This is a genomic window from Mycoplasma procyoni (assembly GCF_017052595.1).
Classification (GTDB): domain Bacteria; phylum Bacillota_I; class Bacilli_A; order Mycoplasmatales; family Metamycoplasmataceae; genus Mesomycoplasma_A; species Mesomycoplasma_A procyoni.
Map to the genome: position 1 here is coordinate 121,448 of NZ_JAFIDB010000001.1, position 17,079 is coordinate 138,526.

Here is a 17,079-nt window from a genome sequence, read left to right on the forward strand (position 1 = left end):
AACTGTATAAATTATAGCATAAATTTATTTTTCATCAAGTGAAATCTCAATTTTTTGTTCGCTACCTTTTTTGTTTTCAACTACCTTAAATGATAAATTTTCTTCTTTGTAATTAAATTTTAAGGTTAGTTTTTTATTTGTAAGTTCTTCGAGATACTTACCAATTATTTCTTTGTCTTCTGGAATTTCTGTTTTAAGAACTTCATTGATTTTTTCTATTTTGGTTGAGTATTTAGCAATAACTTTTGTTTCTTCGATTTCATATAAATCAAGCTCATCTCTGAAGTCGTGTTCATCATAAATCTCTCCAACAAGTTCTTCTAAAACATCTTCAAAAGTTATGATTCCGACAACAGATTTATCATCGTTATTCTTTGTGACAAAGGCAAATTGTGTTCTATTTTCCTTCATCTTTTTAAGAGCTATTTTTAAAAGTGAGTTTGCAGAAACATAAGGGACTTCAACGATTAATTCATCAATATTGAAATCTTCTTTAGTTTTGTGATAAACATCTTTTAAAAGCAAGATTCCTACAAATTGTTTTTTCTTTTTGATTGGAAGACGAGAAAAACCACTTTCAATAAATTTCTTTTGAATTTTATCTAGTGAATCATCATGGTTGATGTAAGTAATATTTTTTAGTCTTACATAATGTTTTTGAAGTTTTATTGAATCAAAATCAAGAGCATTTCTTGCAAGAATTGATTCCTCTTTTTCTAAAACTCCTTCTTTATAACCGATATCTAAAATTTGTTTTAGTTCATTTTCTGTGTTTGTGACCTGATTTTCTTTTACAAATTTTGAGATTAAGAAAGTTAGAGGTCAAAATAGTAAATAAAAGAAATAAATAATTAAATAAGTTCTTTTTAAAAAGGCTAAAGGTCTTTTTCTAGCAATAACTTTAGGAATGATTTCTCCAAAAATAACAATTATTGGCGTCATTACAGCTGTTGATACAATAATTTCAAGAACATTATCTGTAATTAAGCTTGCTAAAATCGAAGAAAGTAATAATGAAGCTGCGATGTTAACGATATTATTTCCGATTAATATTGTTGAAAGAGTTGAAGAAAAAGACTCGTATCTCTTTTTAATAACTTTTTTAGCAAAGGTTTTTTTAGGATCTAAATTTTCTTCGATTTTTGCTTTTGTTACTGAAGAAAAAGCAGTTTCAGAAGCTGAAAAAAGAGCTGATAAGATTAATAAAATGAATAGTAAAATCGAAAAAACTATATAACTGACCGTGTCCATTAAAATTCCTTATCCTCTTCAAAGAATAGACCGATTTTGGCATCGAATTGCAGTGTAATTTCTCCAATTGCCCCATTACGATGCTTTGCAATTATTAATTGAGTTTCTTGAACTTCAGTTGGTGAAACTTCTTTTGTATAGTAGTTTTCTCTGTATAAAAATGTTACAATATCAGCATCTTGCTCAATAGCTCCGGAGTCTCTAAGGTCTGAAATAATAGGTTTTTTGTCTTCTCTTTTTTCAACCTCACGAGACAGTTGGGCAAGTGCAAGAATTGGACAATTAATGTCTCTAGCGAGCTGTTTTAGTGTTCTAGAAATTGTTGAAACTTCAAGTTGTCTGTTTCCATTTCCTTGACCAGAACCAACATTAACTAGCTGTAAATAATCGACTACAATTAAGTCGATTTTTTTCATTTTGGTTAGAAGTTTTTTAGTTTTTCAAACCATTTCATGAAGCTTAATTCCTCCAGAATCAGCTAAAAACAGATTGTATTTTGAAATTCTGTTTTTAAGACTGTTAGAAATCTTAACTCACTCTGCGTCTGTAATGTATTGTGGGTTTTTTAAGTGGTAAGCTTCAACAGCAGAATCAGCGGATAAAATCCTTGTTACAAGTTGAATTGAAGGCATCTCAAGGGAGAAAAAGACAACAACTTTATCTTCTTGTTCAGCAACGTTTTTAGCAATGTTAAGAGCAAATGCTGTTTTACCCATCGCAGGTCTAGCAGCAAGGATTATTAAATCACCTCTTTGTAAACCGGATGTGATTTTATCAAGGCTTTTGATTCCTGTGGAAATCCCTTTTATGCCATCTTCTGATCTTCTGGCTAAAAGATCTTTTAATAACTCTTCAGCTACTACTCTAATTTCGGCAAAGTCTTTTTGTTCTGTTCCCCTACTGATTTGCACCATTTTAGACTCAAATTCATTTAAAACCTCATCTGCTGTTTTATTTTGTTGAGCAATTTGCTGTTGTGCAAAATCAAGTGCAACTTTTGCTTTTCTTAAATTTGACTTTTCAACAAGCTCTGTCATAAAGTCATTTACTGTAGAAAATAAAGGAACGTTAGCTTCTCCGATGCTTGCAATATAAACAGCACCACCAGCTTTTTGTAAAATGTTTAGTCTGTGTAATTCGTTTGTAATTGTTACAAGAGAAATTTCTTTTGCATTGTTAAAAAGGTCTTCGATTGCTTCGAAAATAATTTGATTATAGCTAAAATAAAAATCTTCCTTTTCTAAAAAAGGAATTATTTTTGCACGATTTTCTTCTGTTGAAATTATATAGTTTAAAATCGATTGTTCAGCTTCTTCTGAGATATGGAGATTAATATTATTCATCTTTTTCTACCTTAACTCTCAGATGAGCTACTACGTCTTTATGTAATTTTACATTTAATACTGTTAGTCCCATTGAAACGATGTGTACATGGTCTTCTAAAGTATGTTTTGGAAGTTTAATTCCTAAGTCCTCAAGGGATTTTAGAACTTTTTTAGCTGTAATTGAACCATGAACTACATTATTTGTTTCTTTGAGTTTGAAGTGTAAAATCACTTTGTTGATTTCTTCGCATAGCTCTAAAGCTTTTTGTTTTTTTTCTGCTTCTTGTTTTTCAATTTGCTCAATTTTTTTGTCTAAAAATTGAGATGTTGTTTTATTTACTGGAATAGCAAATCCATTTTTGATTAAAAAGTTTTTTGCATAACCATCAGCAACTTCGATTACTTGGTTTGCTTTTCCATCTTTACAGTCTTTAATTAATATTACTTTCATTTCTCACACTCACTATTGCTTGTCTTATGTTATCTACAAATTCTTCTAAATTTTCTGTTGTGCTTTCTGCAGCTGATGCTGAGAAGTGTCCACCACCTCCAACAGCTTCAGCAATGATTTGCACGTTTGTGTTGTTAATTCCTCTGGCTGACATTTTGTATCTGTTTTGGCCTACTACTTTAGCAACTACAAAGGATGCTTTTCTTCCTTGGATGTTTAATAAAGTGTCAGCAGCCATTGATACAACGTCAATATCTACTTCTTCGTTTGTGTAGGCTAATAAAAAGCCAGGAATAACTTCTTCTGTTTTTTTAATAATCATATTAATTATATTAAAAATTTCTTCAGTCATCTTCAATGTTTCAATTGATTTAGAACTTTGTCCACCTCATTTGATTAATAAAGATGCTGCATTAAAGGTTTTCATTGATGTTGATTTTTTAAATTGGTTTGTATCCATGTACACACCATTTAGCAGCATTTGAGCTGCAAATGCATTGATTAATTTTGTGTCTGCTGTCGAGTGCAGAGCAATTATTTCTGTCACTATTTCTGAAGTTGAAGATGCTGTTGTGTCAATATATTCATTTCCTTTGTCTAAGAAGTTTGGTTTTGTTCCAATTCTGTGGTGATCAAAGATAAACACTTTTTTAGGATCACTTCCACTAAAAGCATTAGGGTTTTCAATCCTGTTTGCATCTGCTGTATCTAAAATAATTATTAGTGTATTTTTGTCTGTTAATTTATTGGCACTTGAAGGCTTGATTAGTAATTCTAAATCAATATCGCCTTTGTTATTGTTTATAAAGTGGGTTGTTGTTGCATCGTATGTGATGTTTTGAACATAAAATTCTTTTTCTTGATTTAATTTAGTTTTTGCATAGTTTTTTAGAAACATTCCTAAAGCATATGCAGAACCAATAGCATCTAAATCAGCATTTTTGTGTCCATAAAGAACAATGTTTTTAACTTCTTCTTTTGCTAAAACATCAAGCATTTTCTTAGCAACATAGTTTATTTCTGAACGACTTGAGTTTGAATCAATCTCACTGTTTGAACCGTATGTTATCGGTTTTGAACCGTATTTTAGTGTTGTAATCTGATTTCCACCACGAGTTTTAGAATATAAAAGAGCATCTTTTGCAAGTTGGTTTAATTTTCCAATTTCTCTTGCTCCATAAACAAATCCAGCTGAAAAAGTGATAACTTGCTTTGTTTCTCCTTTTGTTAAATAAACTTCTTTTTCATTGAAATGAGAAAAGTTTTTAGATCTTAATTTTTCAAAAACTTCATAGTTAGTAATTATTCAGAAACGTCCGTCAACATACTGTCTGTAAGTAAAGTTCATTGAGTTAGCAATTTCATCTAGCATTGAAACTACTGCTGTTCTGATGTTGAAGAAATCCTCTTCTCCTAAAGAAGAAAGAAGTAAGTGGTAGTTATCAATTTCAATCTCACCAATCACTATTTTTTCTTTATCATAGTTTTCAAGTAGGTTTTGATACATTGTAATATCCCTAATTGAAATAACGTTTTTTTCTCTGTATTTTTTAATTGAGTAGTTGTATCCTGAATCCTGGAATAAAACTCCATCTCCAGAAAAGTTTTCATCATCAATCTTGATTTTTTCATTAAAAATTGAGTTAATATTTTTTCCTAATCACTTTTTGGAGAAACGTTTTTCAATAAAGGAAGAAACTCAAATTATTTTTCCGTTTGTAGTGTGTAAAATAAGTCCTAAATTGTTTTCTTCAACAACTTCATTGATGTAGTCATAAAGAGAAGACTGAATTTTGTTTGATTTCAATAGAAACAATCAAAAGATTCAGACAATTAATGAAAAGATAACAATAAGGAAAAATACTGTTCCAAAAAACAGCAATTCTGCAGCTACATATTCCAATTTATATAAAATTACAAATATTGCAATTAAAATTGAAAATAGCACTATTCCCGAAAAGGAAATTGTTAGTCAAGTCTTTTTATTATTCATATATTTTAAATTATATATTATTTTGCTTTTAAATTCACAAAGTTGTTAAATTAGATTTTTGCGACTTAGTTTATTTTTTGTGTTTTTGTTGTAAAATTTTTATTATGAAAAAAATACACTTTTTATATGCTTTACCTGTAGTTTTTGCTCCTGTAGCAGCATTTTCATGCTCTTCAACTACACCTAAAGCAACTGACTATTTAAATAAAAAAGATGAACAAGGTAACTATGTAAATATTATAGATCTGAACGATGAAACACACACTTTCACTTTAGATCTTTCAAAAGAAAAAATAACACAAATTCCAGCTAAAATGTTTTTAGACAACAAAAACAAAGAATACACCAAAAAAATTAAAGTTGATGGTGCTGAAAAAGAAGTTAAATATACTCTAAATAAAATTATTTTCCCTGAAACACTTGAGTCAATCGGAAATTACGCATTTACAGGGGTTTCAGTTAGTGGTTATATTACAGAATTAGACTTTTCAAAAGCTACAAAATTAGTTTCAATTGGTGAAAATGCTTTTGAAGGAAATGAAATTAAAAAACTAAGTCTTCCTGCTTCACTTAAAAACATTCAAGCTAATGCTTTTGCAAACAATTCAATTGAAGAACTAACAATCCCTGAAAATTCATCACTAGAAACCATTTCTATCGGTGCTTTTAACAAAAATAAATTAACAACACTAAACTTAGCAAACTCTTCTTTAAAAACAATTTCTAGAGCAGCTTTTAAAGACAATGAAATTTCAAGTATAACTTTAGCTCAAAATTCACAACTAGCATTTGTTGGAGATGAAGCTTTTGCAAAAAACAAACTTTCTGCTGATGCTCAAAAAGTTCTAGAAAAAGAATCAATCAAACTTGGAAACAACGTTTTCGCTGAACAAAAACAATAAACAAAAATAGACAAAATAACTTGTCTATTTTTTATTTTCTTATAACTCAATAACTTTATCAAACTTTTGTTTTTGTTCTGTTTTTAAGTGGTGTGAGATGTAAATTATTGTTTTTTGAGTTTCTAAAAGGGTTTCTAAAATTTTTGAAGAAAGTTCGCTATTTAAGTTTGAGAGAGATTCATCGAGTAATAAAACTTCAGAACCATTATAAAGAACTCTTACTAATGCAACTCTTTGTTTTTGACCTTCTGAAAGAGAATTAGAAGCATCTAAATTAGTGATTTCTAGTTTATCTTTTAGTTCTTGATCTAAAGAGACCATTTCTAAAATTTGTTGTAATTTTTCTTTTTGTTCTTTTGAATCAAGGAGGATATTTTGTTTAATATTAAGATCAAATAAGAAATTATCAGAACCTAAATATGAGATATTTTGCTTAATAGAATTATTACTAAATTCTTTGATGTCTGTAGCGTTTAAAAGGATTTTTCCTGTATATTCGTCAACATTTTTAAGAATTAAGTTCATTAAAGAACTCTTTCCTTTTCCTGATTCTCCTGTAATTAAGACCTTTTCTCCTTTGTTTATTTTTAAACTGAAATCTTTTAGAATTTCTTTATTTTCAAAAGAGAGATTAACGTTTTGAAACTCGATTGTTTCAATTTCTTTGAGTTCTTTTGTAGCGTGATCTTGTTGAAGTTTCATATCAAATTTATCTATAATAAATTTAGATGTTAAGTAAGTTTGAAAATCACCAAAGAGTGCTTTAAAGTTATCTTTTGAGGAGTTAATTGTTTTTTGGAAAATATAAATTAGACCTAAATTTACACCAAATCTTTTGTCAAAAAATAGAAGAGCTAAAACAATTATTCCTAATAACTCCACAACTTTAACAACTGAATTGATGGAGTTTTCACTCAGCGATTCTAGATTTTCTTTTTTGTATATTGAGTTATATAACTCAAAAGTTTCTTTTTGAAATTGAGATATAAAGTAATTTTCTTTGTTATTAAAATAAAATAACTCAAATCTATCAATTAAATAAATGGCTTTTTCAAAAAATGATTCATAAGCTTCTTGTGTTTTTTGGTTCGCTTTAGCTTGCTTTTTATAAAATAGATAATTAACTAAAATGTTGATTGACATAATTAAAAAGATAATTACAAAAGCAACTCAAGTGGTTGATAAAAAGAATGAAAACAGAAAGATCATGTAGATAAAATTACTAAATATGTTAATAATTGGAAATAGCAATTTTTGACTCAAATTACTTGAGTTAAAAATAATTTGAGTGTATGCATCGGAAGCTGAAAAAGAAATTAGGGATTTGTGGTTTGCTTTTTTGAGTTGCTCTAAGACATTGAGTGATGTTGATTTAGCAATGTATAAAAACATTTTATTTTGCATTTTGTAATAAAAGTAATTAGATATTAAGTTGCTCAAGTGAGCTAATGCAATTATGGCAACAAAAATAGAAAATAAAGCAAATTGATTTAAATTAGCAATTGAAAAAGTTCCTAAAATTGAATTAATTGCATAACCTTCGCCAAAGGAGATTCACAAAGGAAGTGAAGTAACAAGACTGACTATTACAAAATATATAATGATTTTTGATTTGTCAGTTTTGATTAATTTATTCATTATTAACCTCCTTGTCAAAGTTTATTACATAATCGTAGTTATGCGAATCGTTTAGGTGATGAGTTACATTAATTAAGATTAGTTCTTTATCGCTAAAGATATTTTTTAGAATTTGATCACAATTTTCTTTATCAATATTTGATAATGCTTCATCTAAAACTAAAAGATTTTTAGATCTGAAAAAGTGTCTTGCAATGTTTAACCTTTGTTTTTGACCAGAAGAGAGATTGCTGTCTTGATCTATTTGCATTTCTAAAGGAAATTGTTGTGTATTTAACATTGCTAATTCAAGGGCTTTTTCAACTTTTTCTTGTTTATTTTGTTCTCAAAGTGCTACGTTGTTATAAATGCTTTCATTAAGTAATTTAGCTTCATTGTTTAAGTAACTTAAAGAGTTGTTTAGTGTTTGATTATCAATTTCTTTTAGATTAATATCATTGATTAAAACATCCCCTTGATAATCATTTTGTTGCTTAAGTAAAATAGAAATTAAACTACTTTTTCCACTTCCTGATTTTCCGACGATTGCATATTTTTTACCTTTTTCAAACACAAAACTAAAGTCTTTAATAATCTCTTTTTGTTCATAATTAAGACTAATATTTTTGAGTTCAATTTTGTCGATTATAAAGGAATTTCCCTGTGTTTTAGATTCTAAATCAGGCGCTTTTGAAAAAGTATTAATGAGATTTTTAAAGGAACTATAGTACTGCACAAAGTACATTATGTATCTAATTTCGTTTGTTAAAGAAACAAAGATATTAGGGAATACAAAAATTATTGCTATAGGCTCTTTTAAGAAAAATATGAAATAACCAATCAAAAAGAAATAAAGTAGATCTGCAAAGATATTAAAAGAGGAATTTATCACCTCAAGCAAAATAACTTTTGATTTTGTTGTGTCTAAATCTTTAATTCATCTTTCGATTACTTTAACAGTTAGTGTGTTTAAAGTTTCTTTTTTAGCTAAATAATAAAGAACTCTAAATCCGTTGAAAACACTCATTAAAGAAGAACTAAAATCCTCTTGATTATTCATATATTTTTGATTGATTTTTCCTGCTAAAACACTTAAAAATAAAGGAGCAATAAAGGAAATTAAAGTAATTGCAAGACCTATTAGTGATAATTTTCAACTTAAGAAAAACAGTATAGAAATATAAATAACTGAAGAAATTAAGCTAAAAATACTATTGAATCCAAGTTCAAAAATAACCATTTTGATCTCTTGAACTCTTTCTTTGAGTCAAACAAGGTATTTACCTTCTTTATTCTTTTCAACTTCAAAAGAAGGAGTTTTTGATATTGTTTTTAAAATATCATTATTTAGCTCTATACTAAATTTTCTAGATAATTTGTTGAAAATTCATTTTTTCAAAAAAGAAGCAACTACCAAAACAAAAGTTGCTATTGATAAAATAATAACTTTGTTTCAAAAATCTGAAGCATTTGATGAACTTATTGATTCAATAAAGGAATAACCAAAAAAGACTTCAACTGAAGAAGCTGCTAATACAATTGCAGAAATTAAGCTCAATAATATTACTAAACTTTTATTTGAATTTATGTATTTTTTCATTTTATCTCCTTAATTAATTAAAAAACTCTCAACCTTTTAGAAGTTGAGAGTAAATTATTTTATACCAAAATCTCTACTTAAAAAAGGTGATGAAAAATATTATTATCTGTTTTGATAATACGTTTATTCATAATAAACTTATTAATATTTTTCATTTTATCTCCTTTTGTGTAATTTAATTGTACCAAAGTTTCTTTAGTTATGAAAAAAAACTGAGAAAAATTCCCAGTTTTTTGTGTTTGTTGTTAATTATTTAACGTTTCTTTTTAGGTTGTGGAATGTTCTTTCTCCATCGTATTCAGCAGCTTCTGCTAATTCTTCTTCAATAGCTAGAAGTCTGTTGTATTTAGCAACACGATCTGTTCTTGAAAGTGATCCAGTTTTGATTTGTCCTGCGTTAACTGCAACAGCTAGATCGGCGATTGTTGTGTCTTCTGATTCTCCTGAACGGTGAGAAACAACAGCTGTAAATCCTGCTTTGTGAGCTAATTCGATTGTGTCTAATGTTTCTGAAACTGAACCGATTTGGTTTAGTTTAATTAAAATTGAGTTAATTGAACCTTTAGCAATAGCTTCTGAAAGAATTGAAGCATTTGTAACTGTTAAGTCATCTCCCATAATTTGGTGAGTTGAACCAAATCTTTCATTGAATTTTTTGAATCCTTCTCAATCTGATTCTGCAAATCCGTCTTCTACTGAAATAATTGGGTATTTTGCAAATAATTTTCCGTAGTAGTCTACTAATTCATCTGTTGTAAATTCTACTTTGTCTTTTAGGTCTGCAAATCCTTCTTTTTTAGCATCGATTGCAGCTTTTAGTTTTCCGAATGTGTATTTTTTAGTTGCTGAATCGTATAGTTCTGAAGAAGCAGCATCTAAAGCAATAGCAACTGCATTTTGTCCTGAAGTAGCTGGTGTAAATCCTGCAACTTTAATAGCTTCAACTAAGAAATCTAAAGCTTCTTCGTGTGATTTTAAGTTTGGAGCAAATCCACCTTCATCACCAACTTGTGTTCCGTGTCCTGCTTTTTTAAGTAGTTTTGCTAAGTTGTGGAATACTTTGTTTGCAACTTGTAGAGCTTCTCTAATTGATTTTGCTCCTAAAGGCATAACCATAAATTCTTGGAAGTCGATTGTGTTAGATGCGTGTTCTCCACCATTAATAACGTTTAGCATTGGAACTGGTAGTTTTCTTGCGTTTGTTCCACCGATGTATTTGTAAAGTGGTAAGTCTAGTTCATCTGCAGCAGCTCTTAAAACAGCTAGTGAAACTCCTAGAATTGCATTAGCTCCTAAATTTTTCTTAAATGGTGTACCATCTAATTTAATCATTGCTAAGTCAATTTTTCTTTGATCTGTAACTTCCATTCCTTCGATTTCTGGAGCAATAATTTCATTTACGTTTTTAACTGCTCTCATAACACCTTTTCCACCAAATCAGTTTGATGCAAATTCGTTATCTTGATCTCTTAATTCTAGAGCTTCTCTTGTTCCTGTTGAAGCACCAGAAGGAACGATAGCTGAACCAAATCCTCCTAATTCTGTTTGAACCTCAACTTGAACAGTTGGGTTACCTCTTGAATCTAAAACTTCACGTGCGTGAATACTTGTAATTCTTGACATTTTTCTCCTTAATATCTAATCTTATTAATACAATATTTTAATTATAGCACTTTAACTTTTTTTTATTGCAAAAACGTAATAAAAAAATAGGCAGCCAGAGCTACCTATTGTTATTATTTTACGAAAATTATAATAATAAAAAGAAAGGAGATTATATACCCAAACTTAGGATATTACATAAGAGGTAGAATATGTTGTTCTTTTTTAAAACTAATTTACGAAAATAAACGATAATACATATATAAAATAAATAAAATGAAATATACAATATATAAAAATATTAAAATAAAAACATCAAACAAATTTTCAATTAAATTGTGGCCTTTCGACCATTATTATTATACAACTATTTTTTCCCTTTTGTTCAAAAAAAATGATTTTTTTTGCTTTTTAGTGCTTTTAAAGTTGTTATATCACTATTTTGTACCTTATTTTTTCATTAAATATTCAAGTTTTTGAATTTTTTCTAACAAAAGCAACTCCAAAAAAACTAAACAAAAAAACAACCTGTTTTTTGAAGGTTGTTTTTTGAACTAAAGAAAACTGAAAAATTTTTGAGCACGATATTTAATTTCATCTAAAAAACCTATTATTTTTTGAACTGAGATATTTGTTATTTTTGCAATATCAATTGCACTTTTGTTTTTTAGATAAAAGAGTTCTAAAATTAAACGTTCTTCTTGATTTAGAGTCTTGAGAAATTTTTTGCAGTCTTCTTTGTGAAGAGTTCTTTCAATTTCTTCTTCACCATTTGGAATTAGTAATTCATCATTATAAGAATAGCTGAAGTTTAAGACTGTGTGTTTCTTAAGACTATATTCTTTACAATAGCATAATAGTTTTCTGTAAATATAAGTGTATAAAACATTTGAAATATCTTTTGTTGTATAGTTAACTTTAATGTGATCGATTGTTGGCTTAAGATTTTCAAATGCTACCATCAATAAATCTTCTCAAGTTAATGGAATTGATGGAAATTTTTTGAGAGCATTTCTGGACGCTGCCGTAAGTACGCCATTGTATAAATTATATTTAAATGATTTCACTTGCCTCCTAAATTTTAAATAGCACGATTCCTGTAGCTACAGAAACATTTAGAGATTGCACGCTTCCTTTCATTGGAATATAAATATTTACATCACAAAGATTTTCAACACTTTTTGAAATTCCTTTTGACTCAGAACCCATAACTATCGCTAAAGGATAATTAAAGGTTGCTTCATGAATACTTTGAGAATTGTCATTTAGTGTAGTTCCATAAATTCAAATTCCTTCTTTTTTCATTTTGGTGATTGCAGCTGATATTGAAGATACTTTAATAAATTTCATATTAATAAAGCCTCCTGAAGAAACTTTTAAAACAGTTGGTGTGATATCTACTGCTCGATCTTTAGGAATGATAATGTGATTAACACCAGCTGCATTTGCTGTTCTGATGATTGCACCAAAATTGTGAGGATCTTGAATATGATCTAAAATTAAAATTTTTTCTGGTCTGTCCTTAAAAATTGTATTTAAATCAAAAAAGTCAATATTCTTAATTTCAGCAATAAAGCCTTGATGGTTTTCCTTTGTCATTTTATTTAATGTTAATAAATCGCAAAGTTGGATTTTACTTTTTTCAAAGTTAGCAATCTCGTTTGGTCTATTTGTGTAAATTTTAATAATTGGGAAATTATTCTCGATTGCTTCTTGCACTGAATTCTTTCCGCAAATTAATTTTTTCATCTTTTCTCCTTTATACAAGTTTTTTAGTCTTAAGTTTTTCCGCTATATTTTCTTTTAATTTGTTTTCCTAAAGTTTTCCTATTTTAGCAATTTGATCTCTTAATTGATCAGCTAATTCAAAGTTTTTGTTTTGCCTAGCTTCTTTTCAGTTTGCATAGATTTCTCTGTCTTTTTGTGTTATTTTAATGTTTGTGAATTTAAAACCGAGTGTTTTTAGCAGATCAACAAAGGTTGATATTTGTTCTTTATTTTTAGATAGTTCATTAATTTCTTTGTTGGCTTGAGAAAAATTTTCTTCTTTAATTAATTCAAGAATTGTTTTAATTAGTTCTGAGTTGATTTGTTGATTAAGACCTTCAAGTTCATGATTTAAATAAATTTCTTTGTATTTATTTACTTTAGATAAATTAGATTTAAACAACTCATCACTCAGATTTACAGGTGAGCTGATACTTGTTGTTAGAACGATTTGTCTAAAAGTATCAGAGCCGTATTGGTTGCTAAAATCCTTTGCAAGCAATATGTTTTGGAGTGATTTTGACATTTTTTGTCCGTCTTTGTTTATAAAGCCTGTGTGCTTTCAGTTTTTAGTTATATTTTTGTTTTCTAAAGCGAAAAACTGGATGTTTTCATTTTCGTGGTGGGGAAAAATTAAATCGATTCCACCACCATGAATATCAATTGTTTCACCTTTAAAATAATTATGAATCATTGCAACGCACTCTGTGTGTCATCCAGGACGACCTTGGCCAAAAGGACTATCAAAAACTATTCCTTCTGTTGTCTTTTTTCAAAGCACAAAGTCTTGTGGATTTCTTTTTTGATACTCAAATTCCGAGTTTAGAGCATCATCTGTTTTTCTGTTTGAAACTGAACCATAATTGCTAAATTTTGAAACATCAAAAATCACATTTTGATCAAGGATATAAGCACTTTTATTATCAATTAATTTCTGTATAAAATCTGTAATTAATGTAATATTTTCTGTAACTTTCATGATTTTTGAAGGTTTTTGGATGTTAAAATCTTCAAGCAGATTCATGTATTCTTTATAATAAAATTCACTTATTTCTTTTTCACTTTTGTTTGTTTCAATTGCTCTTTTGATAATTTTGTCATCTATATCTGTAATATTGTGGAGAAAATCAACTTCAATACCTAAAGCTCTTTTAACTCTGTTTACAATATCAAAAAACATTATAGGACGCATGTTTCCGATGTGAATATCATTGTAAACTGTAGGACCACAAACATATAATTTTTCTATTTTCATTTTTCAAACCTCTCTTTATTTAATTCTTTTGTTAATTCATGATAATTAGGGCAGTATTTTAAAAGTAGATTATAAAAACTTTTTTTGTGATTACGATAAAAATGGTGGCTTAATTCGTGATAAATTACTGAATCAATTATTTCTTTAGACATTGGAAGAAGGTTACTATGAAATCTTAAAACATTGATTTTACCTTTTGAATTGCTTCCTCAAACATTTCTGAATAAACCGATTATAACAGAATAATCTCAATCAATTTCCATTTCTTTTTTAATTTCTTCTACTCTTGTTTTAATGTAATTTTCAAGTTTTAAAAGCATTGCTTCATAAATGTTGTTTTTAATTCCGCGGGCTGTTTTTGATTCAAATTTTAAGAAAAATCCTGGAGCAAAAAGCATATATTCATGCTTTTTAGGATCTAATTTATGTAGTTTGTATTCTATTTTTTTACCAAAAATAGTGATGTAGGATTCTTCTGTATTAACAATGTATTTCTTTTCTTTTTGACTATTGTAAATATATTGCGAGATTTGTTGTCATTCAGATTCTATTAGTATTTTTATTTCTTGTTGAGTTAGTTGTTTGTTTCAAATTATTTCTACAATACCCTGTTTTACCTTTATTTTTGAATATTTTGTGTTCTTAACTGAAAATATAACTTCTACAACTTTATCTTCAATTTCTATTTGTAGTTTTTGCATTAGTTCTTTTCAGAAAATCTTTTTAGAGTAATGTAGTCTTTACGGTCTTTTGTGATGTTTTCTTCTATGCTGTTTTTTAGTGATTGCAGTGTTTGTTCGCTGAATTTGTTTTCAAGTTTTGAACTTATGTCATAAAGCGTTTCTTGGATGGCGTTTTCTTTTATTAAAGCAACGTGTGAAGGCTTGTTTATAACTTCGATTGATTCAGTTCTTTCTGTGTAAATAATTAAAGAAATTACAGGAAAATTCCCGTTTAACATTCTTTTTATGTGTTCGATGTGCTTGTCGTTTTGTTTGATTGGATTTGCAATTTCGTATTCTTTTTTAGCTATTATTTTCTTAAATTTTTGATCTTCTGAATTACCCTTAATTACTCCATTGATTGACTTAATTTCAATTACATAAACAACTTTTGGTGTTAGTAAAATTCCATCAACTTCAAAAAGTTGATTTTTGTTGTATTTATAAAGTGCTGAAGGAATGAAAAAAGATTGATTTTTTGAAGCTCATGAACTCAGAGATTCATTAATTCTTATTTCAGCTTCTTTGCCTAACCTTTCTTGAATTGAAAGGTTTTTACCGTATTTGAGTTTTATTACTAAAAGGGAGATAAAAAATGCTAAAGTAAAAACAGCTCCAAATGTAATCAGGATTGCCATTCAAATTTCTTGATCACTCATTTTAACCTCCTTTTTAAATAATAAAATTATAGCAAAAAGAGAGCTATTTTTGCTCTCTTTTAGGTTATATTATTATTAAATAATTTTATGTAATTATTTGTGTTTTTGTAATTGGTGAACAGCTGTTCTTGCTGCTTCTCAAAGAACTTCACTAAATGTTGGGTGTGGGTGAATTGTTGAAGCAATGTCATAGATTGTTGATTCTAGATCCATTGCTAGAACAACTTCAGAAATTAAGTCAGTTGCTGATCCACCAATGATGTGGCAACCGATAATTTCTCCAAATTCTTTATCGATGATAAATTTAGCAAATCCTTTTGATTCGTGAGCTGCTAATGCTTTACCGATGAATTTGAATTCGTGTTTTGCAACAATGAAGTTTCTTCCTTCTGCTTTAGCTTGTTCTTCTGTTAGACCAACAACAGCAATTTCTGGGTGTGTATAAATACATGCTGGAACTGTTTTTGAAGAGTATTTAACTTGTTTTTTAAGAATGTTTGAAACTGCAACAACTGCATGTCTGTATGCAACGTGAGCTAACATCGCTTGCCCAACAACGTCTCCAATTCCATAAACACCTTCAACGTTTGTTTCACAGAATTCATCAACAACTAATTGTTTTCTGTCTCCAAGTTTAATTCCAACTTCTTCAAGTCCTAGAGATTCTGGAACTCTACCCACTGAAACAAGAACTAAATCAGATTTAATTGATTTTTCTTCTCCATTAACTTCATAGAAAATTTTGTCTTTTTCAAATTTTGTTGTGTTTGCGTTTGTAATAACTTCAACATTTAATTCTTTTAAGTCTTCTGAAACTTGTTTAATAATGTCTTTGTCAAGCATTGCTAAAATTGTTGGTAAGTTTTGAAGGATTGTTACTTTTGTTCCTGCTGAAGCAAAAACTTGAGCAAACTCAACCCCGATAACCCCTCCACCAATAATAGTAATTGATTTAGGTTGTTTTTCTAAATTAATTGCTTCTTTTGAAGTAATTAATTTACCTTTTTCATATCCTTCCATAAATCCTGGTAAAGGAATTTTTCTATCGCTTGAACCTGTAGCAATAATAATGTTTTTTGCTCTATAAACTTCGTTTTCAACTTTAACTTCGTGTGAACCAACAAAAGAAGCTTCACCAAAAATCATTTTAACTTTGTTCATTCTCATTAGAGCTTGAACACCTGCTGTAAGTTTTGAAACAACTTCAGTTTTCTTACCATGCATTTTTTCTCAATCAATTTTTGGTTCGAATTTTCCTAAAACCCCAAATTCATGAGCGTGTTTAATTGTGTGGTAAACTTCTGTAGTTTTTAGAAGAGCTTTTGTAGGAATACATCCAACATTTAAACAAACTCCTCCTCAGAATTCTTTTTCAATAATTAATGTTTTAAGTCCAGCTGCACCAGCTTCTTCAGCTGCTAAATAACCACCAGGACCTGAACCGATAACAATAACATCAAATTCTTCTTTTACTGAACCTTCGTATTTTTTACCTTGTTCTTTTGAAGAAGATTTTGGAGCAGATTCAACTACTGGAGCTGCTGCTTCTTGTTTTGAAGCTTGAGCTGAAGGCGCTTTGAATGCTGATAAATCAAATAGTTCGTTTGAAACTTTTACTTCACCAACAACAGATGCTCCACCTTCTGCAGGTGCTTCTTCTTTTTTAGCTTCTGGAGCAGGTGCTGAATCGGTATCTCCTGAACCATCATCAATGATGTAAATTTCTTGACCAACGTGAATAACATCACCTTGAGCCATTAAAACCTTAACAATTTTTCCTGTAGCAGGAGAAGGAATATCAGAAGTTACTTTATCAGTTTCAACAGAGAACAGGCTGTCCCCTTCTTTAACTTCGTCCCCTTCTTTTTTATAAATTTCAGCTACTGTTCCTTCATGTAAACCTTCACCGATGTCGGCAAATTTAAATTTAAACAT

14 protein-coding genes are annotated in these 17,079 nt (G+C 28.9%); 1 reads left to right on the forward strand and 13 read right to left on the reverse strand.

Annotation, left to right across the window (positions count from 1 at the left end):
- Positions 1 to 24 precede the first annotated feature (24 nt).
- The 4 genes from JV122_RS04850 to JV122_RS04855 are packed head-to-tail and all read right to left on the reverse strand — an operon-like array spanning position 25 to position 5,020.
- Positions 25 to 1,251 (reverse strand): CNNM domain-containing protein, encoded by a 1,227-nt coding sequence (locus tag JV122_RS04850; protein ID WP_205842463.1) that lies wholly within the window; start codon positions 1,249 to 1,251, stop codon positions 25 to 27.
- On the reverse strand, positions 1,251 to 2,594 hold the full coding sequence (gene dnaB, locus JV122_RS00555) for a replicative DNA helicase (RefSeq protein WP_205842467.1): 1,344 nt from the start codon (positions 2,592 to 2,594) through the stop codon (positions 1,251 to 1,253). The genes JV122_RS04850 and dnaB overlap by 1 nt, the downstream gene beginning before the upstream one ends.
- Positions 2,587 to 3,027, reverse strand: a complete 441-nt coding sequence (rplI, locus tag JV122_RS00560) for a 50S ribosomal protein L9 (RefSeq protein WP_205842468.1) — start codon at positions 3,025 to 3,027, stop codon at positions 2,587 to 2,589. The genes dnaB and rplI overlap by 8 nt, the downstream gene beginning before the upstream one ends.
- Positions 3,008 to 5,020: a GGDEF domain-containing protein gene (locus JV122_RS04855; RefSeq protein WP_205842470.1), complete on the reverse strand. Its 2,013-nt coding sequence runs from the start codon at positions 5,018 to 5,020 to the stop codon at positions 3,008 to 3,010. Before JV122_RS04855 ends, rplI begins: the two co-directional genes overlap by 20 nt.
- Before the next feature lie 104 nt (positions 5,021 to 5,124).
- Between JV122_RS04855 and JV122_RS00570 the strand changes: the two genes are divergently transcribed.
- Entirely contained in the window at positions 5,125 to 5,922 is a 798-nt protein-coding gene (locus JV122_RS00570) for a leucine-rich repeat domain-containing protein (RefSeq protein ID WP_205842472.1), read from the forward strand.
- A gap of 39 nt (positions 5,923 to 5,961) precedes the next feature.
- Here the strand turns inward: JV122_RS00570 and JV122_RS04745 are convergent, their stop codons facing one another.
- The 9 genes from JV122_RS04745 to lpdA form a co-directional block, all read right to left on the reverse strand.
- On the reverse strand, positions 5,962 to 7,560 hold the full coding sequence (locus JV122_RS04745; RefSeq protein WP_205842474.1) for an ATP-binding cassette domain-containing protein: 1,599 nt from the start codon (positions 7,558 to 7,560) through the stop codon (positions 5,962 to 5,964).
- Positions 7,553 to 9,139, reverse strand: coding sequence for an ATP-binding cassette domain-containing protein (locus tag JV122_RS04860; RefSeq protein ID WP_205842476.1), 1,587 nt, complete (start codon positions 9,137 to 9,139; stop codon positions 7,553 to 7,555). Before JV122_RS04860 ends, JV122_RS04745 begins: the two co-directional genes overlap by 8 nt.
- Before the next feature lie 249 nt (positions 9,140 to 9,388).
- Positions 9,389 to 10,762 (reverse strand): phosphopyruvate hydratase, encoded by a 1,374-nt coding sequence (gene eno / locus JV122_RS00585; protein ID WP_205842477.1) that lies wholly within the window; start codon positions 10,760 to 10,762, stop codon positions 9,389 to 9,391.
- A 533-nt stretch (positions 10,763 to 11,295) separates the two neighbouring features.
- Positions 11,296 to 11,808, reverse strand: coding sequence for a sigma-70 family RNA polymerase sigma factor (locus tag JV122_RS00590; RefSeq protein ID WP_205842479.1), 513 nt, complete (start codon positions 11,806 to 11,808; stop codon positions 11,296 to 11,298).
- A 7-nt stretch (positions 11,809 to 11,815) separates the two neighbouring features.
- Positions 11,816 to 12,490 (reverse strand): 23S rRNA (guanosine(2251)-2'-O)-methyltransferase RlmB, encoded by a 675-nt coding sequence (rlmB, locus tag JV122_RS00595; protein WP_205842480.1) that lies wholly within the window; start codon positions 12,488 to 12,490, stop codon positions 11,816 to 11,818.
- 67 nt (positions 12,491 to 12,557) lie between these two features.
- On the reverse strand, positions 12,558 to 13,763 hold the full coding sequence (cysS, locus tag JV122_RS00600; RefSeq protein ID WP_205842482.1) for a cysteine--tRNA ligase: 1,206 nt from the start codon (positions 13,761 to 13,763) through the stop codon (positions 12,558 to 12,560).
- Positions 13,754 to 14,464 (reverse strand): M48 family metallopeptidase, encoded by a 711-nt coding sequence (locus tag JV122_RS00605; protein WP_205842483.1) that lies wholly within the window; start codon positions 14,462 to 14,464, stop codon positions 13,754 to 13,756. The genes cysS and JV122_RS00605 overlap by 10 nt, the downstream gene beginning before the upstream one ends.
- Positions 14,464 to 15,144: a nuclease-related domain-containing protein gene (locus JV122_RS00610; RefSeq protein ID WP_205842484.1), complete on the reverse strand. Its 681-nt coding sequence runs from the start codon at positions 15,142 to 15,144 to the stop codon at positions 14,464 to 14,466. Before JV122_RS00610 ends, JV122_RS00605 begins: the two co-directional genes overlap by 1 nt.
- A gap of 93 nt (positions 15,145 to 15,237) precedes the next feature.
- The gene (lpdA, locus tag JV122_RS00615) at positions 15,238 to 17,079 is read right to left on the reverse strand and encodes a dihydrolipoyl dehydrogenase (protein WP_205842485.1); all 1,842 of its coding nucleotides are present in this window, start codon (positions 17,077 to 17,079) and stop codon (positions 15,238 to 15,240) included.